At 55.8% G+C, this 22,066-nt stretch carries 20 protein-coding genes; 10 read left to right on the top strand and 10 right to left on the bottom strand.

The genetic code is table 11. The features are described from left to right. The coding region (locus WFM46_RS07550; RefSeq protein WP_336997364.1) for an MFS transporter at positions 1-721 on the bottom strand (721 nt) is incomplete at its 3' end. Between the two features lie 98 nt (positions 722-819). Between WFM46_RS07550 and WFM46_RS07555 the strand changes: the two genes are divergently transcribed. Then, positions 820-1,704: a LysR family transcriptional regulator gene (locus WFM46_RS07555; protein ID WP_336997365.1), complete on the top strand. Its 885-nt coding sequence runs from the start codon at positions 820-822 to the stop codon at positions 1,702-1,704. A 27-nt stretch (positions 1,705-1,731) separates the two neighbouring features. Here the strand turns inward: WFM46_RS07555 and WFM46_RS07560 are convergent, their stop codons facing one another. Further along, positions 1,732-1,938 (bottom strand): YfgG family protein, encoded by a 207-nt coding sequence (locus WFM46_RS07560; RefSeq protein ID WP_103180692.1) that lies wholly within the window; start codon positions 1,936-1,938, stop codon positions 1,732-1,734. Positions 1,939-2,284: 346 nt separating this feature from the next. Here WFM46_RS07560 and WFM46_RS07565 point away from each other — a divergent pair, with 346 nt between their 5' ends. Further along, a complete protein-coding gene (locus WFM46_RS07565; RefSeq protein ID WP_336997379.1) occupies positions 2,285-4,525 on the top strand; it encodes a sensor domain-containing phosphodiesterase in 2,241 nt (746 codons plus the stop codon). 8 nt (positions 4,526-4,533) lie between these two features. Here the strand turns inward: WFM46_RS07565 and ppx are convergent, their stop codons facing one another. The 4 genes from ppx to purM form a co-directional block, all read right to left on the bottom strand. After that, the gene (gene ppx / locus WFM46_RS07570) at positions 4,534-6,075 is read right to left on the bottom strand and encodes an exopolyphosphatase (protein WP_103180690.1); all 1,542 of its coding nucleotides are present in this window, start codon (positions 6,073-6,075) and stop codon (positions 4,534-4,536) included. Between the two features lie 3 nt (positions 6,076-6,078). Further along, the gene (gene ppk1 / locus WFM46_RS07575; RefSeq protein WP_103180689.1) at positions 6,079-8,139 is read right to left on the bottom strand and encodes a polyphosphate kinase 1; all 2,061 of its coding nucleotides are present in this window, start codon (positions 8,137-8,139) and stop codon (positions 6,079-6,081) included. Between the two features lie 193 nt (positions 8,140-8,332). Continuing rightward, positions 8,333-8,974, bottom strand: a complete 642-nt coding sequence (purN, locus tag WFM46_RS07580) for a phosphoribosylglycinamide formyltransferase (RefSeq protein WP_336997366.1) — start codon at positions 8,972-8,974, stop codon at positions 8,333-8,335. After that, complete coding sequence (purM, locus tag WFM46_RS07585) at positions 8,971-10,008, bottom strand: phosphoribosylformylglycinamidine cyclo-ligase (RefSeq protein ID WP_103180687.1); 1,038 nt, start codon at positions 10,006-10,008, stop codon at positions 8,971-8,973. Before purM ends, purN begins: the two co-directional genes overlap by 4 nt. A gap of 278 nt (positions 10,009-10,286) precedes the next feature. Between purM and WFM46_RS07590 the strand changes: the two genes are divergently transcribed. From WFM46_RS07590 to WFM46_RS07605, 4 genes are all read left to right on the top strand, one after another. Further along, entirely contained in the window at positions 10,287-11,717 is a 1,431-nt protein-coding gene (locus WFM46_RS07590) for a 6-phospho-beta-glucosidase (RefSeq protein ID WP_103180686.1), read from the top strand. Positions 11,718-11,974: 257 nt separating this feature from the next. Beyond that, the gene (upp, locus tag WFM46_RS07595; RefSeq protein WP_336997367.1) at positions 11,975-12,601 is read left to right on the top strand and encodes a uracil phosphoribosyltransferase; all 627 of its coding nucleotides are present in this window, start codon (positions 11,975-11,977) and stop codon (positions 12,599-12,601) included. A 94-nt stretch (positions 12,602-12,695) separates the two neighbouring features. Next, positions 12,696-13,985: a uracil permease gene (gene uraA / locus WFM46_RS07600; protein ID WP_114314300.1), complete on the top strand. Its 1,290-nt coding sequence runs from the start codon at positions 12,696-12,698 to the stop codon at positions 13,983-13,985. Between the two features lie 95 nt (positions 13,986-14,080). Then, positions 14,081-14,782 (top strand): DnaA inactivator Hda, encoded by a 702-nt coding sequence (locus WFM46_RS07605; RefSeq protein WP_214422612.1) that lies wholly within the window; start codon positions 14,081-14,083, stop codon positions 14,780-14,782. A 32-nt stretch (positions 14,783-14,814) separates the two neighbouring features. Here the strand turns inward: WFM46_RS07605 and arsC are convergent, their stop codons facing one another. Then, positions 14,815-15,174: an arsenate reductase (glutaredoxin) gene (gene arsC, locus WFM46_RS07610; RefSeq protein ID WP_336997368.1), complete on the bottom strand. Its 360-nt coding sequence runs from the start codon at positions 15,172-15,174 to the stop codon at positions 14,815-14,817. 11 nt (positions 15,175-15,185) lie between these two features. Then, complete coding sequence (bepA, locus tag WFM46_RS07615) at positions 15,186-16,649, bottom strand: beta-barrel assembly-enhancing protease (RefSeq protein ID WP_103180682.1); 1,464 nt, start codon at positions 16,647-16,649, stop codon at positions 15,186-15,188. Positions 16,650-16,871: 222 nt separating this feature from the next. On the opposite strand from bepA, the gene WFM46_RS07620 reads away from it, so the two are divergent. Beyond that, the gene (locus WFM46_RS07620; protein WP_114314303.1) at positions 16,872-17,933 is read left to right on the top strand and encodes an AI-2E family transporter; all 1,062 of its coding nucleotides are present in this window, start codon (positions 16,872-16,874) and stop codon (positions 17,931-17,933) included. Between the two features lie 95 nt (positions 17,934-18,028). Here the strand turns inward: WFM46_RS07620 and bcp are convergent, their stop codons facing one another. Both bcp and WFM46_RS07630 read right to left on the bottom strand, forming a co-directional pair. Beyond that, positions 18,029-18,499 (bottom strand): thioredoxin-dependent thiol peroxidase, encoded by a 471-nt coding sequence (gene bcp, locus WFM46_RS07625; protein WP_039029687.1) that lies wholly within the window; start codon positions 18,497-18,499, stop codon positions 18,029-18,031. Continuing rightward, positions 18,499-19,068 (bottom strand): glycine cleavage system transcriptional repressor, encoded by a 570-nt coding sequence (locus WFM46_RS07630; RefSeq protein WP_197431813.1) that lies wholly within the window; start codon positions 19,066-19,068, stop codon positions 18,499-18,501. The genes bcp and WFM46_RS07630 overlap by 1 nt, the downstream gene beginning before the upstream one ends. A gap of 145 nt (positions 19,069-19,213) precedes the next feature. Here WFM46_RS07630 and dapA point away from each other — a divergent pair, with 145 nt between their 5' ends. The 3 genes from dapA to purC all read left to right on the top strand — a co-directional run bounded on the left by dapA (position 19,214) and on the right by purC (position 21,965). After that, positions 19,214-20,092, top strand: coding sequence for a 4-hydroxy-tetrahydrodipicolinate synthase (dapA, locus tag WFM46_RS07635; RefSeq protein WP_336997369.1), 879 nt, complete (start codon positions 19,214-19,216; stop codon positions 20,090-20,092). A 16-nt stretch (positions 20,093-20,108) separates the two neighbouring features. After that, positions 20,109-21,143, top strand: coding sequence for an outer membrane protein assembly factor BamC (bamC, locus tag WFM46_RS07640; RefSeq protein ID WP_103180678.1), 1,035 nt, complete (start codon positions 20,109-20,111; stop codon positions 21,141-21,143). Positions 21,144-21,251: 108 nt separating this feature from the next. Further along, positions 21,252-21,965: a phosphoribosylaminoimidazolesuccinocarboxamide synthase gene (gene purC, locus WFM46_RS07645; protein WP_336997370.1), complete on the top strand. Its 714-nt coding sequence runs from the start codon at positions 21,252-21,254 to the stop codon at positions 21,963-21,965. Positions 21,966-22,066 lie beyond the last annotated feature (101 nt).

A 22,066-nucleotide genomic window follows, 5' to 3' on the forward strand; every position in this document is an offset into this window, starting at 1 on the left:
CGGCAACCGGCAGCCAGACGCTGGCGATAAATTCCGGCAGATGGGTCGAGGTGCCGTTAGAGACAAAGGTGATGAGGGCGATAAACGTGGCGTACAGCCAGCCGTTGCGCCGATCCTCTCCCCCGGCAGGGGCGGCGGGTTTGTTGGCTAGAGGGTGAGTTTGATTGGGTAGCGACAGGGTTAACGCGGCGCTCAGCAGGCCGAACAGAGCATAGATCAGCAGCGCTTCACGCCAGTTCATGACCATGAGCAGTGCCTCTCCCAGCGGCCAGAAGACCACCGAGGCCAGCCCGCCCGCCAGCGTCACGCGGGAGATCGTTCGCCGCGCCTGCTGACCGTAGAGATTCACCAGCGCCGCAAACAGTGCGTCGTACAGCGACAGGCGCATACCGATGCCAGTTAACACCCAGGCGCTGTACCAGGTAATAAGCGAGTGCGTGTAAGCCATAAGCAGGCAACTCATGGCGATCAGCAGGGAGCCGGTCATCACCACACGCTGGCCGCCGATCCGCGCCAGTAAGCGGGCGACAAACGGCGAGAGGGCAGCCATCACCAGCATGGCGAGCGTCAGGCCCGAGTAGATTTGCGCTGACGACCAGCCGGTATCCGCCGTCATCGCCCGGGCAAAAGTGCCGGGCATATAAAAAGAGATCCCCCAGTTGATAAGCTGGTTACAGCCGGCAGTGAGGGAGAGGGCGCGGGGCAGGGCAGGGTTTTTCATTATCTTTCATTCCATCAGGGCGTTATGCTGAGCATATCGGTTGCATCAGGACCCTGGCAGGCCGGTGCATTTATGGCTCCTATAAGAGAAACTTTGTGATGACGACGCTGAATCTGGGACAGCTGGCGACCTTTCGTCTGGTGGTGCAGCGGGGCAGTTTTTCCGCCGCGGCGGATCTGCTGGGACTTTCACAACCGGCCGTCAGCCTGCAGATTCGCCAGCTGGAGCAGTTTCTGCAGGCGCGATTAATTGAGCGAACCGGACGGGGGATTAAAGCCACCGCGGCGGGGCTCACGTTACTTACGCACGGCGAGCGCATCGAGCAGGCGGTGGATGAGGCGATACGCGCGGTAGGGGCCTTCAGCCATGAGGTGAGCGGCACCATTACCCTCGGAATGGGCGCCACGGCCTGCATCCATCTGCTGCCGCCCCTGTTGCAGCAGCTGCGTCAGGATCATCCCCTGCTGCGGGTTGGCGTCACCACCGGCAATACCCTTGAGATTGTTCGCGCTATCGAGGAGAACCGTCTCGATCTGGGGCTGGTGACACTCCCGGCTGCCGGGTCTGCGCTTTCGATCGCACCGGTGATGGATGAGGAGTTTGTCTTTATCGCCGCCGGGGAAGAGCAGAGGCAGTTCGGCATGCTGACCGCAGAGCATCTACAGGATCGACCCTTTATCGCCTTTAGTACGGGAAGCAGTACGCGTACGGTCATCGACGCCTGGTTCCAGGCAAGCGGCGTGGAGGTGCAGCCGGTGATGCAGTCCGGCAGCATCGAAGCGATCAAGCGTATGGTTCGTGTCGGGCTGGGGTACAGCATTATTCCCCGCATGGCGGTCGCCTGCGCGCAGGACAGACAGGGATTATGCGTACAATCGCTTACGCCGGTATTACAGCGCCAGCTGGCTATTGTTATGCGTCAGGACAAAATACTGAGCAAAGGAATGAGCGAAATTATTCGTTTATTACAAACAACAGAATAATTAAATTAACCAATAAAAACCAAACGATTAATTAATTGTCGATGTTGAACGCCCGGCATAATCGACAGAGAGGCTGGATTGCTGGGCCTGTTTTTTCTCCTGATGGTGATACCAGGCACCTATAGAGGAATAGACGAAACGGCCAAGGAAAAAGAAGAAGCTGATTAGCAGTATGATACGCGTCATCCGAGTGTTAAACCGATGTCGTCTTCGCATACGTGTGGCCTGACTCACTGTTGTTTTCCTGATAATACCCTGCGGGCGGTACGCCATTAAGGCATACGGGCGGGCAGGGGTCAATTAATCGTAATGTAAAATTGCGTCAACAACTCACTCACTTAATGTTATGTATAATAATTAACTTATTTACGCCATTGATAATTAGCACAAAAGTGTGGTTAAAAAATGTGAATCTAATTGAGCGATATTAATATTTTTGATTTAAGTCAAATGTCACGCGCCGTTGCTAATTAAAATCTTTTATTCCCTTCGTGTAATCGTTATTCGATGCGCGGCAACAGTGTCAGGTTGGATGCCTGTCTGAATTACCCCCGGGATCAGCGGGTTTACTATGGCATCTATGACTATTTTCACTTTATACAAAAAATACAAAGATCGCTGGTGGGCGCTGCCGATGCTTCTGCCGATCGTGCTGCTGCCCATTGCGCGCTTAGCTACTACCTACACCCAGGTTGAGGGGAGTCTGGTGGTACTTTACTATATGCCGCTGGCGTTGTTACTCGCGCTCATGCTGTTTTATGGTATGGCGGCAGTGCCGGGCATTATGGTTGCCCTCTTCCTGCACTATTATCCCTCGATTGGCGGCTACGAAACGGCGATTGCCATTGCGCATTTCCTGATCCCTATAACCCTCAGTTGGGGCGGGTATCGGGTCTTCACACCCCGACGTAATATGACCGCCTATGGCGACGCACGGCTTATCGCGCAACGGATGTTCTGGCAGATGTTCTGCCCGGCCACGATTTTTCTCCTGCTATTTCAGTTCGCGGTTTACCTCGGCGTTTACCAGACGCGGTTTGACCTGGCCGGTATCAGTACTCCCGGGATCCGCTCGCTGATTAACTATCAGGGGTTACTGGTTGGCTGCCTGACAGGGGTGCCCTTCAGCTATGTGATCATCCGCATCCTCCGTCATCCCCGCTATCTGCGCAGCCTGATATCGCAGATTCGAGGCCAGATAGATCGCAAAGTATCGCTGGCAGAAGCTGTCACCTGGGTGCTGATCAACAGTGCCTTACTGGCCCTGCTGTTATGGCCGATTAACGAAAACAGCAGCATCTTCAGCACCAACTACACGCTGTCGCTGCTGATGCCGGTCATGCTTTGGGGATCGATGCGCTTTGGTTATAAGCTGATGTCCCTGATCTGGACTCCAGTGCTGATCGTCTCTATTCACTATTTTTACCGCTACATCCCCTGGTCGCAGGGATACGATATTCAGCTCACCATTACCTCCTCCAGTTATCTGGTCTTTACCTTTGTGGTGGTCTATATGGCGGTACTGGCGACGCGACAGCGGGCCATCAATATTCGCGCCAGACGGCTGGCGTTTCTCGACCCGGTGGTGCACATGCCAAACCTGCGGGCGCTCAATCGTGCCCTGGGCAAAAAGCCCTGGTCAGTGCTCTGTTTTCTGCGCATCCCTGAGCTGGAAGTGCTGGGGCGTAACTATGGCGTACTGCTGCGCATCCAGTACAAACAGAAGCTGGCCGCCTGGCTGAATGATTATCTGCAGCCGGATGAGTGCGTCTATCAACTCTCGGGTCACGATTTAGTGTTGCGTTTAAATACCGAGCTGCACCAATCCCGTATTGAAGAGCTGGATCTGCACATCAAACGCTTTCGCTTTATCTGGGATGGGATGCCGCTGCAGCCGCAGGTGGGGGTCAGTTACTGCTATGTGCGTTCACCGGTGGCGCATATCTATCTGCTGCTGGGTGAGCTGAGTACCATTGCGGATCTCTCTCTGGCGACCAACCACCCGGAAAACCTGCAGCAGCGGGGCGCAATCAACCTGCAGCGCGGTCTGAAAGACAAGGTCGCGATGATGAATCGCGTGCAGCGGGCGCTGGAAAAAGATGAGTTTACCCTGCTGGCGCAGCCCGTACAGGGCATCCGCGGCGATAGCTATCACGAGATACTGCTCCGCCTGCAAAATGGTGATGCCGGGCTGATCTCGCCCGATATCTTTTTGCCCGTTGCCATGGAGTTTGGCCTTTCGTCGCGAATTGATCTGCTGGTGCTGGAGAAGACGCTTCAGTTTATGGCGAAGAATCGCGAAACGCTCCCGGGGCAGCGGTTCGCCATTAACCTTTCGCCAACGTCCGTTTGCCGGGCCCAGCTGCCGCTTGAGGTCAGCCGGATGTTGCAAAAATATGCCATTGAGAGCTGGCAGCTCATCTTCGAGATCACCGAAAGCAGCAGCTTCGGCAACGCCGGGCTGGCGATGCAGACCGTCAACCATCTGCAGCAGATGGGGTGCCGGATTGCCATTGATGATTTTGGTACCGGCTACGCCAGCTATGCGCGCTTGAAAAACGTGGATGCCGATATTCTGAAGATCGACGGCAGCTTTATTCGTAACATCGTCAGCAATAGTCTGGATTACCAGATTGTCGCTTCGATCTGTCATCTTGCGCGGATGAAAAAGATGCTGGTGGTGGCGGAGTATGTTGAAAGCGAAGAGATCCGCCATGCGGCTGAAGCGCTGGGCATTGACTATTTTCAGGGCTATTTGATCGGCAAACCTGTGCCGCTGGAGAGTCTGCTTAGGGGTGAGGCGCTCGGTATGAGCGCCTGACGGGAAGATTACGCGGCGACGTGCGGGGAGTGCTCTTCTTCAATTTTCAGGCACCAGCCGGTGACGGCGCTCCAGTACTGTTGCTCTTTTTCCAGATCCAGCAAGACCAGCGCATTCTGGCTAAACCAGTCATGCGGGAAACTCAGCGTCCAGTGGTTATCGTCCGTGGTGAGCGTCAGCGTAGGTGGCGTTGTGGTCGCCTGGCGCTGGTTGTTCAGCAGCACGCCCAGACGTAACAGCTGGATCAGCGGCAGGAACTGTTTTTTCTTGAACAGCGTAAAGCGCGGCAGCTCATCCAGCTTAACGGCTTTACGATGATAGCGCACCAGCGAGGCCATCATGGTCTGCTGCTCCTGGTTGAAGCCTGGCAGGTCGCTGTGTTGCAGAATGTAGGCCGAATGGCGGTGCATCCCGCTGTGGTTGATATTGAGCCCCACCTCATGCAGCATCGCCGCCCATTTGAGCAGAGCCGCCAGCTGCGGATGCGCCAGTTTCGGGTTCTGGGCTTCCCACTGCTCATACATTTGGGTCGTGGTTTCCAGCACGCGTCTGGCCTGTTCGCGGTCGATATTGTACTGGTTGGCCAGGCTCTGCGCGGTGCGGCTGCGAATATCCTGATGACGGAAACGGCCTTCCATCTCATAGAGTACGCCTTCGCGCAGCGCGCCGTCGGAAAGACGCAGTTCGCGGATCGCCAGCGCATCGAACACGCCGCACAGGATCGCCAGACCCGGCACAAACACCGCTTTGCGCTCTTCGGAGAGACCCGGCAGGCTGAGGGCGGTAAAGCTCTTATGCTTGAGCACCTCTTCCATCAGCCTGGTCAGACGCTCAGGGGTAATAAAGCCATCTTTTTCGCCCATCTCCACCAGCACTTCGTGTGCCGCTTTGATCGTACCCGAGGCGCCAAGCGCCACGTTCCAGCCCTGCAGACGGTATTGCCAGGCGAGGGACTCCAGCTTCTGTACCGCGGCCATCCGCGCGCGCTGGAAGTTCTCCCGGCTGATCGCCCCGCCGGGGAAATAGAGTTGGGCAAAGCTGACGCAGCCCATCCGGCGGCTTTCGACCAGATGCGGCTCAAAGTTTTCGCCGATCACCAGCTCCGTCGAGCCGCCGCCAATATCAATCACCAGCTTGCGGCCCTTTTCGGGTTGCGTATGTTCCACGCCCATAAAAATCAGACGGGCTTCTTCGTTACCCGAAATGATTTCGATAGGGTAGGGGATCACCTTTTCCGCGCGCTTTAAAAATTCCGTCGCGTTCGCGGCCTGGCGCAGGGTATGCGTTCCGACAATGCAGACGCTCGACGGGGTGAAACCCTGCAGGCGTTCGGCAAACAGCGACAGGCAGTTCAGCCCGCGCTCCATCGCCTCTTCGCTGAGCATATTGTTCGCATCCAGGCCATCAGCCAGGTGGACGCGCTGCTTCAGACGACCGATGATCTGCATTGCGCCATCCACCTCACGGGCGATGACCATGTGGAAGCTGTTAGAACCAAGGTCGACCGCAGCAAACTCCTGCGGTCGTGGGGTCTTATCGTTTATCGGCATAGGTTAATCGGATTGCTCGAGTGATTTGATATAGTCGTAAATCGCCAATTGTGCCCGTACTTTACGGCGATTGCCGCGCGGCACATAGCGGTTACTCAGTTCTTTATCGACATAACGTGCTTTTACAGTATCACTTAACAACAGGTCGATAATATCAAGAATTTGTTGCTTCAGCCGCGGATCGAGCAGCGGTGCCGCCACTTCAATCCGGTAATCGATGTTTCGCGTCATCCAGTCGGCGGAGGAGAGGTAGACGCGTTTATCGCCACCGTTCTCAAAAATATAGATCCGATCGTGCTCAAGATAGCGATCGACGATGCTGATGACGCGAATATTTTCACTGATGCCCTCTAGATCGGGGATCAGCGAGCACATGCCGCGGATCAGCAGATTAACCTGAACTCCCGAACTGGAGGCGGCATACAGGCGATCCACCAGTCCTTTATCGACCAGGTTGTTGAGCTTAAGCGTAATGCCGGCCGGCTGGCCGTTTTGCGCGTTGGCAATCTCGCGGTCGATCATGTCATACAGCAGACGACGGGAGTTCTGCGGGGAGACCAGCAGATAGTCGAAATTAACCGGACGATAGGGGTTTTCAATAAAGTTGAAGACCCGACGCACCTCGTTGGTGATCCGCGCATCGGCGGTCAACAGCGAGTAGTCGGTATAGATGCGCGCGGTCTTCTCGTTGAAGTTACCGGTGCCGATGTGGGCATAACGCACCACATCATCGCCCTCTTTACGGGAGATGAGGAACAGCTTGGCGTGGATCTTCAGCCCAGGGGCCGAGAAGATCACGTGTACGCCCGCTTCGGTCAGACGACGGGCCCAGTGGATGTTGGCCTCTTCATCGAAACGCGCCTGCAACTCCACCACCACGGTCACTTTTTTGCCGTTGTGGGCAGCGTGGATCATCGCATCGATAATGCGGGAATCTTTCGCCACGCGGTAGATGTTGATTTTAATCGCCAGCACGTTGGGGTCGAACGACGCCTGTCGCATCAGCTCCAGTACATGCTCAAAAGTGTGGTACGGATAGTAGAGCAGGACATCGCGCTCGCGAATGGCGTCGAAGCCGTTACGGAACTTATCAAACCAGATATGGCGCAGGCGGGGCAGCGGCTTGTTCACCAGGTTGGCCTTGCCGACGTTTGGGAAGCCGATAAAGTCTTTGAAATTATGATAGCGACCGCCCGGCACGATGGAGTCATAGCGGGAGATGGTCAGCTTTTCGCGCAGCATATCAACCATGGCATCGGGCATATCGCGCTGATAGACAAAGCGCACCGGCTCCGCCGTCAGACGCTGCTTGAGGCTGGATGACATCAGCTCCATCAGGCTGGCCTCCATCTCGTGCACCAGGTCATACTCGGCATCGCGGGTCATCTTCATGGAATAGGCGTTCAGCGCATCGTAGTCGAAGAACCCTTTGAAGATATCGTCCAGGCAGTAGCGCAGGATGTTATCCAGCAGGATCATCGGCTTGCGGCGGCGCGGCGTTTCCGGTGGCAGGTTGACGAAGCGCGGCACCTTGTCTGACGGGATCTCCAGCAGGGCATAGCGGATGCTGTCGCCGCGGATAATCTCCACCGCCAGATAGGTGTAGTCATCTTTCAGGAACTGCACCAGATCGGTTTCGCGGTTAATCAGAATCGGGGTGATGTGCTGGCGCAGATACTGTTTGAAATAGTGACGCAGCCAGCTCTGCTGGTTAACCGAGAGCTGACGCTCGTTAATCAGGAAGATTTGATTACGCGCCATCTCCAGCAGCAGTTCGTTATACAGGCTGTCAAATTCCTGGTCGGCTTTCAGTACCCGGGACTGGATCTTGCCAAGCAGATGACGCGAATTCGAGTTTAAACCCTGCTCTTCGCTAATGATGATTCGACGCTTCAGTTCAGCGAAACGCACCTTATAGAATTCATCCAGATTATTGGAGTAAATCCCCAGAAAACGCATGCGCTCAATCAGCGGGTTACTTTTGTCGGCCGCTTCCTGAAGCACGCGCTCGTTGAACGCTAACCAGCTTAGCTCTTTCTCGATGTATAACTTTTCCTGACCCATTACTACTCACACTCCAGTTCAATCACAGGACGTGGTAAATCCGTCTCGCCTTTATTATGGCGAGCATTTCCACAATATGTCCAACTGTGTCAGAAAAGTATGACAGTTAAATTTTTTCTTGAGGGATAATAGAGAGTTGGCGGGGCAAAAGGTGCTGTAGGCCGGGTAAGCGATAGCGCCACCCGGCAAAAGTTTACTCTTCCGCCGCGTGACCTTGCGGGGGTAACGGCGCGCCATCCAGCCAGGCCGCGCCGTCGCGCATTTCAAGACGGCCATCAACGAACCAGCTCACCACCAGCGGATAGATGGCGTGCTCCTGAGCCTGCACCCGGGCGGTCACATCCTCTTCACTGTCGCCTTCAAACACCGGCACTTTCGCCTGCAGGATCACCGGGCCGCCGTCCAGTTCGTCGGTAACGAAATGGACCGAGGTGCCGTGCTCCAGGTCGCCGTTGTCCAGCACCTGACGGTGGGTATTCAGGCCAGGATATTTAGGCAGCAGGGAAGGGTGGATATTGAGCAGACGTCCGGCATAGTGCGCGACAAACGCCGGGCTTAAGATCCGCATGTAGCCAGCCAGCACCACCACGTCCGGGGCGTAGGCGTCAATCTCCTGCACCAATTCGCGGTCAAAAGCCTCGCGGCTGGCAAACTGGGCGGCGCTGAGCGCATGCGCGGCAATGCCCGCCTCGCGGGCACGCTCAAGGCCGTATGCATCGGCCTTGTTACTGAATACTGCGCGGAGGGTGCCGTTGATCTTCTTCTGTTTGCAGGCATCGATGATAGCCTGCAAATTACTTCCGTTACCGGAAATGAGCACCACTATATTTTTCATTCAATGACCACACGCTGTTCGGAATCAGATGCTTTGATGATACCGATTTTCCACGCGTTTTCACCTTTCGCCTGCAGCAGCGCCAGGGCATTGTCCACTTCGCTTGCCGGCAGGGCGATAACCATCCCCACGCCGCAGTTGAAGGTGCGATACATCTCATGATCGCTGACGTTACCGGCATCCTGCAGCCAGTTAAATACCGCAGGCCACTGCCAGGAGGATGCGTCGATCACCGCCTGGGTGTTATCCGGCAGGACGCGCGGAATGTTTTCCCAGAAGCCGCCGCCGGTCAGGTGGGCAATCGCGTGAACGTCCACATTCTCAATCAGCTCCAGAATGGATTTCACGTAGATGCGGGTCGGTTCGAGCAGGTGATCGGCCAGCGGTTTACCTTCCAGCTCGGTGGTGAGAGGGTCGCAGCCGCTCACTTCAACAATTTTACGCACCAGGGAGTAGCCGTTAGAGTGCGGGCCACTGGAGCCCAGCGCAATCAGCACGTCGCCGTCGGCCACTTTGCTGCCGTCAATGATCTCTGATTTTTCGACAACGCCCACGCAGAAGCCAGCCACGTCGTAATCGTCGCCGTGGTACATACCCGGCATTTCAGCGGTTTCACCGCCGACCAGTGCACAACCTGACTGCAAACAGCCTTCTGCGATACCGCTGATGACGCTGGCTGCGGTGTCGACGTCCAGCTTGCCGGTCGCGTAGTAGTCGAGGAAGAACAGCGGCTCAGCGCCCTGAACCACCAGGTCGTTCACGCACATCGCAACCAGGTCAACGCCGATGGTGTCGTGGCGTTTCAGATCCATCGCCAGACGCAGCTTGGTGCCCACGCCGTCGGTGCCTGAGACCAGAACCGGTTCACGGTATTTTTGCGGCAGCGCGCACAGTGCGCCGAATCCTCCCAGACCTCCCATCACTTCCGGGCGGCGGGTTTTTTTAACTACCCCTTTGATACGGTCAACCAGCGCATTACCTGCGTCAATATCTACACCGGCATCTTTGTAGCTGAGAGAAGTTTTGTTGGTCACGGCTCAAGTCCCCACGCGATTGCATTGCGATATAAGAAAAATCGGCGCAATTCTAACAGTCCAGGCAAACGTTTGCGAGCCCATTCTGCAACAGAAAATCGTGCGCCTGAAAATCGAGTAAAAATCGCCCCTTAGCATACAAACTTGAACCCGTTCACGAAAATGAAACCGGGTACATTCTTATTCTTGCAACCCTGCCACTGAATGCACATCATTTCACTGAAACCGGTTTCTGTACTCTTTTTTGCCGATAATTAACGCTGAATGAGGGATATTGCATGTCAGGATTCAAAGAGGGTTTTCTGTGGGGCGGCGCAGTGGCGGCGCATCAACTTGAAGGCGGCTGGCAGGAGGGCGGGAAGGGCACGAGCGTGGCAGATGTGATGACCGCTGGCGCCCACGGCGTCCCCCGCGAAATTACCGACGGCGTACTGCCGGGCAAAAACTACCCCAACCATGAAGCCATCGATTTCTATCACCGGTATAAAGATGACATCCAGCTGTTCGCGGAAATGGGCTTTAAATGTTTCCGTACCTCCATTGCCTGGACGCGTATTTTCCCGAAAGGCGATGAACAGCAGCCTAACGAGGCGGGGCTCCAGTTTTATGACGATCTGTTTGATGAGTGCCTGAAGCATGGCATCGAGCCGGTGATCACCCTCTCGCACTTCGAAATGCCTTATCACCTGGTGAAAGAGTACGGCGGCTGGCGTAACCGCAAACTGATCGACTTCTTTGTGCGCTTTGCCAGCGTGGTGTTCGAGCGCTATCAGCACAAAGTGAAATACTGGATGACCTTTAACGAGATCAACAACCAGGCCAACTTCCACGAAGATTTCGCCCCGTTTACCAACTCCGGGCTGAAGTACCAGCCGGGTGAAGATCGCGAGCCGGTGATGTTCCAGGCGGCGCACTATGAGCTGGTGGCCAGCGCCCTGGCGGTAAAAGCCGGACGCGACATCAACCCGTCCCTGAAAATTGGCTGCATGATCGCCATGTGTCCGATCTATCCCCTGACCTGCGCCCCGAACGACATGATGATGGCGATGAACGCCATGCACCGCCGCTACTGGTTCACCGATGTGCACGTGCGCGGCGCCTATCCGCAGCATCTTCTGAACTACTTTGCCCGTCGCGGTTTTGCGCTGGATATCACCGAAGAGGATAAAGCGGCGCTGAAGCAGGGCTGCGTGGATTACATCGGCTTCAGCTACTACATGTCGTTTGCCACCAAAGCCACGGAGGACAACCCGCAACTCGACTACGACGAAAGCAAAAGCCTGGTCTCCAACCCCTATGTACAGAAATCGGACTGGGGCTGGCAGATTGATCCGGTGGGGCTGCGTTACTCCCTGAACTGGTTCTGGGATCACTACCAGCTGCCGCTGTTTATTGTCGAAAACGGGTTTGGCGCCATCGACGTGCTGGAGAGTGACGGCACGGTCAATGACCAGTACCGCATTGACTATCTCAGCGCCCATATCCGTGAGATGAAAAAAGCGGTGGTGGAAGATGGCGTGGATCTGATGGGCTACACCCCGTGGGGCTGTATCGATCTGGTCTCTGCCGGAACGGGCGAGATGAAAAAACGCTATGGCTTTATCTATGTTGATAAAGACAACGAAGGTAACGGCACGCTGAATCGCAGCAAGAAGAGGTCGTTCGCCTGGTATCAGAAGGTGATCGCCAGCAACGGCGAGTCGCTTTAAACGCCCACTGCCGGGTGGCGGCTTCGCCTTACCCGGCCTACAAAACCGTAGGCCCGTGCAAGCGCAGCACCGCCGGGCGAAAACCCGCACAAAAGCCGGCGATCCCCCGCCGGTTTTTTTTGTCTCTTTTATACTCTCTGACAGCCTCTAATTCACTTTGGTTGATCCCGGTCAAGCAAGATGGGTATGGCGCTATCCGAAAAAAGCGGTATAATCCGGCGATTTTTTTTGTGGCTGCCACCCGAAGGAGAAAGAGAATGAAGATTGTGGAAGTGAAACACCCACTCGTTAAACACAAGCTGGGCCTGATGCGTGAGCATGACATCAGCACTAAGCGCTTTCGTGAACTGGCCTCTGAAGTTGGCAGCTTACTGACCTATGAAGCAACCTCCGATCTGGAAACCGAAACTGTGACCATCGAAGGCTGGAACGGCCCGGTACAGGTTGAGCAGATCAAAGGCAAAAAAATTACCGTTGTGCCAATCCTGCGCGCAGGTCTGGGCATGATGGAAGGGGTACTGGAGCACGTTCCGAGCGCGCGTATCAGCGTGGTTGGCATCTACCGTAACGAAGAGACGCTGGAGCCGGTGCCCTATTTCCAGAAGCTGGTCTCCAACATCGACGAGCGTATGGCGCTGGTCGTTGACCCGATGCTGGCCACCGGTGGCTCCATGATCGCCACCATTGACCTGCTGAAAAACGCCGGCTGCAGCAGCATCAAAGTATTGGTACTGGTTGCCGCGCCGGAAGGCATTGCTGCGCTGGAAAAAGCGCACCCGGACGTTGAACTGTACACCGCCTCTGTCGATCAGGGCCTGAACCAGCACGGGTACATCATCCCGGGACTCGGCGATGCCGGCGATAAGATTTTTGGTACTAAATAAGTGAATAACGAAAAAGAAGCCGACTTTGATAGTCGGCTTTTTTTTGAATAAAAAACCCAACCGCTTAAAACAAACAACACTTGAGGAAGATTCTATGACGCGCCGTGCTATCGGGGTGAGTGAAAGACCGCCACTTTTGCAGACAATCCCGCTTAGTTTGCAGCACCTGTTTGCGATGTTTGGTGCAACCGTGCTGGTGCCAATCCTGTTCCACATTAACCCGGCCACCGTGCTGCTGTTTAACGGCATCGGTACGCTGCTTTATCTCTTTATTTGTAAAGGTAAGATCCCGGCCTACCTGGGCTCCAGCTTTGCCTTTATCTCCCCGGTCTTGCTGTTGTTGCCGTTAGGCTATGAAGTGGCGCTGGGTGGTTTCATTATGTGCGGCGTGTTGTTCTGTCTGGTGGCTTTCATTGTGAAGAAAGCGGGGACCGGCTGGCTGGATGTGATGTTCCCCCCTGCGGCGATGGGCGCAATCGTTGCCGTCATCGGTCTTGAATTAGCCGGTGTGGCCGCAAATATGGCGGGCCTGCTGCCTGCCGACGGGCAATCCCCGGATACTAAAACCATTACTATCTCGCTGGTCACGCTGGGCGTGACGGTCTTTGGCTCCGTGTTGTTCCGTGGTTTTATGGCAATTATCCCGATCCTGATCGGCGTACTGGCTGGCTATGCACTCTCCTTTGCGATGGGCGTTGTGGATACCACCCCGATTGCCCAGGCCCACTGGTTCGCGCTGCCAACCTTCTACACCCCGCGCTTTGAGTGGTTTGCCATCTTCACCATTCTGCCTGCGGCGCTGGTGGTGATTGCCGAGCACGTCGGTCACCTGGTGGTGACGGCCAATATCGTCAAGCGCGACCTGATCCGCGACCCGGGTCTGCACCGCTCAATGTTTGCCAACGGCTTCTCAACCATCATCTCCGGTTTCTTCGGCTCCACGCCAAACACTACCTACGGTGAGAATATCGGCGTGATGGCTATTACCCGCGTCTACAGCACCTGGGTTATCGGCGGTGCGGCGATTTTCGCTATCCTGCTCTCCTGTGTGGGTAAGCTGGCGGCGGCTATCCAGATTATCCCGGTTCCGGTGATGGGCGGTGTTTCGCTGCTGCTGTACGGGGTGATTGGCGCCTCCGGTATTCGCGTTCTGATCGACTCAAAAGTTGACTACAGCAAAGCGCAAAACCTGATCCTGACCTCGGTGATCCTGATTATCGGCGTCAGCGGTGCCAAGGTGCACATTGGCGCCGCCGAGCTGAAAGGCATGGCGCTGGCCACCATCGTCGGTATCGGTCTGGCCCTCATCTTCAAGCTGATCTCCGTTCTGCGCCCGGAAGAGGTGGTGCTGGACGCCGAAGAGAGCGAAAAAGTCTCGCATTGATCCTGCAACCGGGCGGCCGATCCGCCCGGTTCTCTCCCCGCTTGTTCCGTGTTAAACTCTGGGCCGATTCCGAGTAAGACCTGGTTGAGGTATTTCTGAACGCACCGGCACAGCTCTCTTTGCCACTTTATCTTCCCGACGACGAAACTTTCGCGAGTTTCTGGCCGGGTGATAACCCCTCTTTACTGGCTGCACTGCAAAACGTGTTGCGCCAGGAGCACAGCGGTTACATCTATATCTGGTCACGCGAAGGCGCGGGGCGCAGCCATCTGCTGCACGCCGCCTGTGCTGAACTTTCTCAGCGCGGGGATGCGGTCGGCTATGTGCCGCTGGATAAACGCACCTGGTTTGTGCCGGAGGTGCTCGATGGGATGGAACAGCTGTCGCTGGTCTGCATCGACAATATCGAATGCGTGGCGGGGGATGAGCTGTGGGAGATGGCGATTTTCAATCTCTATAACCGCATTCTGGAGTCGGGAAAGACCCGGCTGCTGATCACCGGCGATCGACCGCCGCGTCAGCTGAATCTCGGGCTTGCCGATCTGGCTTCGCGTCTCGACTGGGGACAAATCTACAAATTACAGCCGCTTTCCGATGAAGATAAGCTGCAGGCTTTGCAGTTGCGGGCGCGGTTACGGGGATTTGAACTGCCGGAAGATGTGGGACGTTTTCTGCTAAAACGTTTAGATCGCGAGATGCGTACGCTGTTTATGACCCTCGATCAGCTGGATAAGGCATCCATCACCGCCCAGCGGAAGCTCACCATTCCTTTTGTGAAAGACATTCTCAATCTGTAGGCCCGGCGCACGCGCTACCGGGCCAATCCTGCTTACTTCACAATCTCAAGCACCTGCTCAGGGGGGCGGCCAATCCGGGCCTGGCCGTTGGCCACCACAATCGGGCGCTCAATCAGCTTCGGATGCTCCACCATCGCCTGAATTAACTCATCTTCACTGAGCGCGCTGTCTGCCAGACGCAACTCTCTGTAAAGCTCCTCTTTCTGGCGCATTAACGCTCTGGCGCTGGTCATTCCCAACTGGGTGAGCAGCGTGCGGAGGGTGTCGGCATCCGGCGGCGTCTCCAGATAGAGCACCACCTGCGGCTCAACGTCGTTGGCTTTCAGCAGGTTCAGGGTTTCGCGGCTCTTTGAGCAGCGAGGGTTATGGTAGATCGTAACCGTGTCAGACATCTTTTCTCCTTTTACATCTTTTCATACGCGCGATAGCGCTGCTGCAGCTGGCGCAACTGATCGATACGGGCATCGTAACGGGCCTGTTGCAGGCTGCCGAGTTTCACCTGCGAGCTGGCGCTGCTCAGCAGGGAGATGGCCTGATCCAGACGTCCGGCCAGGGCATAACCTTCGGCGCGGGCAGCCAGCTCCTGATCGCGATGGCCGAGCGCGGCTTCCGCCTGGGCCAGCAGATCCCAGCCGTTAGGATCATCTTTATTATTGAAGGTGTAGCGGTTGAGAATGGGCGCGGCTTCCTGCGGCTGTCCACCCTGTAAGTAAGCATTCGCCAGGTTGAGTTGCAGGACCGGGTTGTTGCGCAGGTCACGGGCGCCTTTCAGACGGTTGATCGCATCCTGGGCTTTTTTCTGCCCTAAGTCGATGTCAGTTGCCAGATCAAGATACCAGGCATTGTTAGCCTCTGCGGCCAGCAGCGGCTGCAGGTTTTTGCGCGCCTCGTCATAATTGCTGGCCTCCATTGCCTGTAAGGCACGGCCATACCGGGCAGCACGCTGTTCACGCACGTTGCCTTTATTCAGGGCATCCAGCAGATCGTTGGTCAACTGGTTGCGCCCCGAGTTGTACATGCCGAGGGTTCTGACCTTCGCCATATAGAAATCTTCTGAGGACTGCGCCACCACCGGACGCATCTGGTTGGCGCGGTTGCGGGCATCCGAGAGACGGCTTTCCGGCAGGGGGTGAGTCAGCAGAATTTCCGGCGGACGCGAGGAGTAGCGCGCCCGGTCGAGTAACTTTTCGAGGAAGTTCGGCATCGCCTGCGGGTCGAACCCGGAGCGTTGCAGTACCTGAATACCGATGCGGTCCGCTTCCTGTTCATTTTGCTGGGTAAAGCTGATCATCCCCTGACGGGTGCCCGCCAGGGTACCGGTCAGCGCGGCCATACCCGCTTGCGGGCTCGCCATCGCCAGCAGGATAGAGCCCAGTGCGCCCACCCAGGTGAGCGGGGCGCTGCGCTTCTGATCTTCCATCGCGCGCGCCAGGTGACGCTGGGTGACGTGAGAAATTTCGTGCGCCATTACCGAGGCCAGCTGGCTTTCGTTGTCGGCATAGCGGAATAACGCCGAGTGCAGCACCACGTTGCCGCCGAAGAAGGCGAAGGCGTTGATCTCGTCGTTATTGATCAAATAGAAGTGGAAAGGGGTCTTTACCGAATCCGCGTGGGAGACAAGGCGCATCCCCAGCGAATTGATGTACTGCACCAGCAATGGATCGTTGATCAACGGCGCACTGCCGCGCAGCTGGCGCACGTAGAAATCGCCCATTTGCATCTCCTGACCAATGGAGAGCGTGCTTCCTGCCGAGGTGCCCATATCCGGCAATGCGTCTGCAGAGTCAGCGAAGGCTGGCATCATCTGGCCAGCGGTCAGCGCAGCGATGAGCGTCGCAACCAACGTTTTTTTCAACTGCCTGAACATAACCTCTGTCCTGTCTGGTGGGTGTGCTAATTTGACCGAAGAACCCGCATATCGTTCATCTGCGGCTGCTCTGCAAGTGTATGCGCCTCAGGGCGATAAGAAAATCCCTCTTTTCAGGCTTTTGCGTTTTGTGACAGAGCAAGAAAAAGCGAAAGTCTTTTCATTAACTCTTCGATACAATTCACCCTTTACGTTCCGCCAATATCTTCAGGGAAGGGTTGAATGCTCGAGTTATTAATGCAGTGGTACCGCCGTCGTTTTAGCGACCCCGAGGCCATTGCTTTGCTGGTTATTCTGGTTGCCGGTTTTGGCATCCTCTTCTTCTTTAGCGGGCTGCTGGCGCCGCTACTGGTGGCGATCGTGCTCGCCTATTTACTGGAGTGGCCTACCGTCCGGCTGGAAAATATTGGCTGTTCCCGCCGCTGGGCCAGCATCATCGTGCTGGTCTTTTTTGTCGGCATCCTGATGGTGATGTCCTTTGTAGTATTGCCGATCGCCTGGCAGCAGGGGATCAATCTCATCCGCGATATGCCGGGGATGCTCAGCAAACTCTCTGATTTTGCCGCCACCCTGCCGCGCCGCTATCCGGCCCTGATGGATGCGGGCATCATCGATGCCATGGCCGAGAACATGCGCACCCGCATCATGACGATGGGGGATACGGTGGTGAAATTCTCCCTCGCGTCGCTGGTGGGCCTGCTGACGCTGGCGGTCTATCTGGTGCTGGTGCCGCTGATGGTCTTCTTCCTGGTCAAGGACAAAGATCAGATGCTTAACGCGGTGCGCCGCGTCCTGCCGCGTAACCGTGGGCTGGCAGGGCAGGTGTGGAAGGAGATGAACCAGCAGATCACCAACTACATTCGCGGCAAAGTGCTGGAGATGATTGTCGTTGGGGTTGCCACCTGGATTGGCTTCTTAATCTTCGGCCTCAACTACTCGCTGCTGCTGGCGGTGCTGGTAGGCTTCTCGGTGCTGATTCCCTATATCGGGGCGTTTGTGGTCACCATTCCGGTAGTGGGCGTGGCGCTCTTCCAGTTTGGTCTTGGCACCGAGTTCTGGAGCTGTTTCGTCGTCTATCTGATTATTCAGGGGCTGGACGGAAACCTGCTGGTGCCGGTGCTGTTCTCGGAAGCGGTAAACCTGCACCCACTCGTCATTATTCTGTCGGTGGTAATTTTTGGCGGATTATGGGGATTCTGGGGAGTCTTCTTCGCGATCCCGCTGGCCACGCTGGTTAAAGCGGTGGTGCATGCCTGGCCGGATGTGCCGGCAGTGGAGGAGTAGGCTGTTGCCCGGCGGCGCTAGCGCTTGCACGGGCCTATGGATTTTGTAGGCCGGGTAAGCGTAGCGCCACCCGGCGAAACAAGCGAAGAGCCAAATCAGGCGTTCGCTTTCACCCATTCCAGCACCACATCGTGGTGATTGCTGGTTTTGAAGTCATCAAACACGTGTTCAACTTTGCCGTCAGCGTCGATCAGGAAGCTGATGCGGTGGATACCGTCATAGGTTTTACCCATAAAGGTTTTCTCACCCCAGACGCCAAACGCGTTGCAAACCTGGTGATCTTCGTCAGAAAGCAGCGTGAAGTTAAGCAGCTCTTTTTCGGCGAAACGAGACAGTTTTTCCGGTTTGTCGGTGCTGATACCCAGCACTTCGACGCCGGCGGTTTTCAACTCGTCCATGTTATCGCGTAAGCCGCAGGCTTGTACGGTACAGCCTGGGGTCATGGCTTTCGGGTAGAAATAGACCAGTACACGCTGTCCCTGGAAGTCGGTCAAATTTACTTGCTCACCGTCTTGATCGGGCAAGCTAAATTTCGGTGCGATGTCACCGGCTTTCAGTGGATTCATTACTCAACTCCATCCTGTTCATGCTGGGAATAATTGACGACGTTAATACTGCCTTGCGCATTCAGTTCTGTACAGAGGGCTTTGAACGCTTGCTCGATATTTGAGGCATCCCGCGACGCCGGGCTGTGGGCGGTGATCTGAATAAACAGTTTCGGCACGGCGTCATCTTTGCCCGGTTGCGTCCGCGAGACCAGCTCGGCGATATTCATCTGGTGGCTGTCAAACAGGGCGGTAAAGCGTTCGATTAAATGCGGGGAGTCAGTCACTTCCACCTGGACCCAGACGGTAGCCGGCAGGGCAGGCTGCGGGCGCGCGGTGGTGCGCTTCATCACGATCAGCAGATCCAGCTCTGCGCCTTTTAACGGCAGGGTCGATTCAATCAGGGTAATCGCATTCCACGACCCGGAAAGCAGCATGATGAAAGTAAACTCTTCACCCAGCATCGCCAGGCGGCTGTCTTCGATGTTGCAGCCGCAGCTACTGACGTGGCGGGTGATGGTGTTCACGATCCCCGGCCTGTCGGCACCCAGCGCAGTAATAACCAGGTAATGTTGTGATGAGGTTGTCAAACCTGTTCTTCCTTTGCTTGGTTTAGTCTTTCTAAGGAAAGCATAAAAAAAACCGGCATACAATAACCTGGAGGTCTCACGTCGCTTGCTTTTATTACAGCACCAAACGTACCATTGAGGCTCTTGTACGCACAGAGGATGGCCCATGTTCACGGGAAGTATTGTCGCGCTTGTAACACCGATGGATGAGAAAGGTAATGTCTGCCGGTCAAGCCTGAAGAAACTGATTGATTATCATGTCGCCAGCGGAACCTCGGCGATTGTTTCGGTAGGAACTACCGGTGAGTCTGCTACGTTGAGCCACGAAGAGCATGGCGAAGTGGTGTTGATGACCCTTGAACTGGCTGACGGGCGTATCCCGGTTATCGCTGGTACAGGTGCCAACGCCACGGCTGAAGCCATCAGCCTGACCCAGCGCTTCAACGACAGTGGTGTGGTGGGATGCCTGACGGTAACCCCATACTACAACCGTCCTACCCAGGAAGGTCTGTTCCAGCATTTCAAAGCCATCGCTGAACATACTGACTTGCCACAAATTCTGTATAATGTGCCGTCGCGCACTGGCTGCGATATGCTGCCAGAAACGGTAGGCCGCCTCGCGAAAGTAAAAAATATTATCGGTATTAAAGAGGCGACCGGGAACTTAAGCCGCGTTCATCAGATCAAAGAGTTGGTTTCAGACGACTTTATTCTGCTGAGTGGCGATGATGCGACCTCGCTGGACTTTATGCAGCTCGGCGGCCACGGCGTGATTTCCGTGACCTCTAACGTTGCAGCCCGCGATATGGCTGAAATGTGTAAACTGGCTGCGGCTGGTCATTTCCAGGAAGCGCGTGTGATTAACCAGCGTCTGATGCCGCTGCACAACAAATTATTTGTCGAACCCAATCCAATCCCAGTGAAATGGGCATGTAAGGAGTTGGGACTTGTAGCGACCGATACGCTGCGTCTGCCAATGACCCCGATTACCGACTACGGTCGTGAAACGGTCACTGCGGCGCTGAAGCATGCCGGTCTGCTGTAAAGTTTAGGGAGATTTGATGGCTTACTCAGTACAGAAGTCGCGCCTGGTGAAGGTTGCGGGTGTTTCGCTTGTTATGCTGCTCGCGGCCTGTAGCTCAGATTCACGCTACAAGCGCCAGGTGAGCGGTGACGAATCCTATCTGGATGCTGCGCCGCTTGCTGAACTTCATGCACCTGCTGGCATGATCCTGCCCATTCAGAATGGCGACTACAACATTCCGGTTGCCAACGGTAGCGGCGCGGTAGGCAAAGCGCTTGATATTCGTCCGCCAGCACAGCCTCTGGCGCTGGTAAGCGGGGCGCGTACTCAGTTCACCGGCGATACCGCGACGCTGCAGGTTGAGAGCGCGCGCAATGCCGGGCTGTGGCCGCAGGTGGTGAGCGTACTTCAGTCGAAGAACTACGCGATTACCCAGCGCGACGATGCCAGCCAGACGCTGACGACAGACTGGATCGAATGGAGCCGTCTGGATGAAGACCAGCAGTACCGTGGGCGCTATCAAGTCTCTGTTAAACCTCAGGGTTATCAGCAGGCGGTGGTGGTTAAACTCATCAACCTGGAGCAGGCGGGCAAACCGGTTGCCGACGCGGCATCCATGCAGCGTTACAGCACCGAACTGCTTAACGTGATTGCTGCGGGTCTTGATAAGAGCGCCACCGACGCGGCGAATGCTGCTCAGAACCGTAATGGTGCCACCTTCGACGTGCAGAGCGCTGCCGACGATACCGGTCTGCCAATGCTGGTAGTGCGTGGTCCGTTCAACCAGGTCTGGCAGCGTCTGCCTTCTACCCTTGAGCGTGTCGGCATGAAAGTCACCGACAGCACCCGCTCAACCGGCAGCATGACGCTCACCTACAAACCGCTCTCTGACAGCAGCTGGGAAGAGCTGGGCGTACGCGATCCGGGTCTGGCTTCGGGCGATTACAAACTTCAGGTCGGCGATCTGGACAACCGTAGCAGCCTGCAGTTTATCGATCCGAAAGGCCATACGCTGACCCAGTCGCAGAATGATGCGCTGGTCGCTGTCCTTCAGGCGGCATTCAGCAAGTAAAAAAAGGGCTGGTTAATCCAGCCCTTTTAATTTTCGTGCTACGCAAACGTGTGCGTGGCATAATATCTCCAGTTTTGAACACAAATCATCACACCAGGAGTAATGAAGATGCAGAAGCAAGCTGAGTTGTATCGTGGCAAAGCGAAAACCGTATACAGCACCGAAAACCCGGATCTGTTGGTGCTCGAGTTCCGCAATGATACGTCAGCAGGAGATGGCGCGCGCATTGAGCAGTTTGACCGTAAAGGCATGGTGAACAACAAGTTCAACCACTTCATTATGAGCAAGCTCGAAGAGGCGGGTATCCCGACGCAGATGGAAGCGTTACTGTCCGATACAGAGTGTCTGGTGAAGAAGCTGGACATGGTGCCGGTTGAATGTGTCGTCCGTAACCGCGCCGCGGGCTCCCTGGTGAAGCGTCTGGGCATCGAAGAGGGCATGGAGCTGAACCCACCGCTGTTCGACCTGTTCCTGAAAAACGACGCCATGCACGACCCGATGGTCAACGAATCTTACTGCGAAACCTTTGGCTGGGTGAGCAAAGAGAATCTGGCGCGTATGCAGGAGCTGACCTTCAAAGCCAACAACGTGCTGAAGAAGCTCTTTGACGACGCGGGCCTCATTCTGGTCGACTTCAAACTGGAATTCGGATTGTATAAAGGTGAGGTGGTGCTGGGTGATGAATTCTCCCCGGACGGCAGCCGCCTGTGGGACAAAGAGACCCTGGATAAAATGGACAAAGACCGCTTCCGCCAAAGCCTGGGCGGCCTGATTGAAGCGTACGAAGCCGTTGCTCACCGTCTGGGTGTTAAACTCGATTAATCCTGCCCTACCTGCCAGAGGAGCACAGCCTCCTCTGGCATCTCACTCCTGTTTCCTGTGGTAATCTTGCTTCGAAGCGCCTACGATCATACCTGTTATCA

Source organism: Leclercia sp. M50 (genome assembly GCF_037150775.1).
In the GTDB taxonomy this organism is placed as follows: Bacteria; Pseudomonadota; Gammaproteobacteria; order Enterobacterales; family Enterobacteriaceae; genus Enterobacter.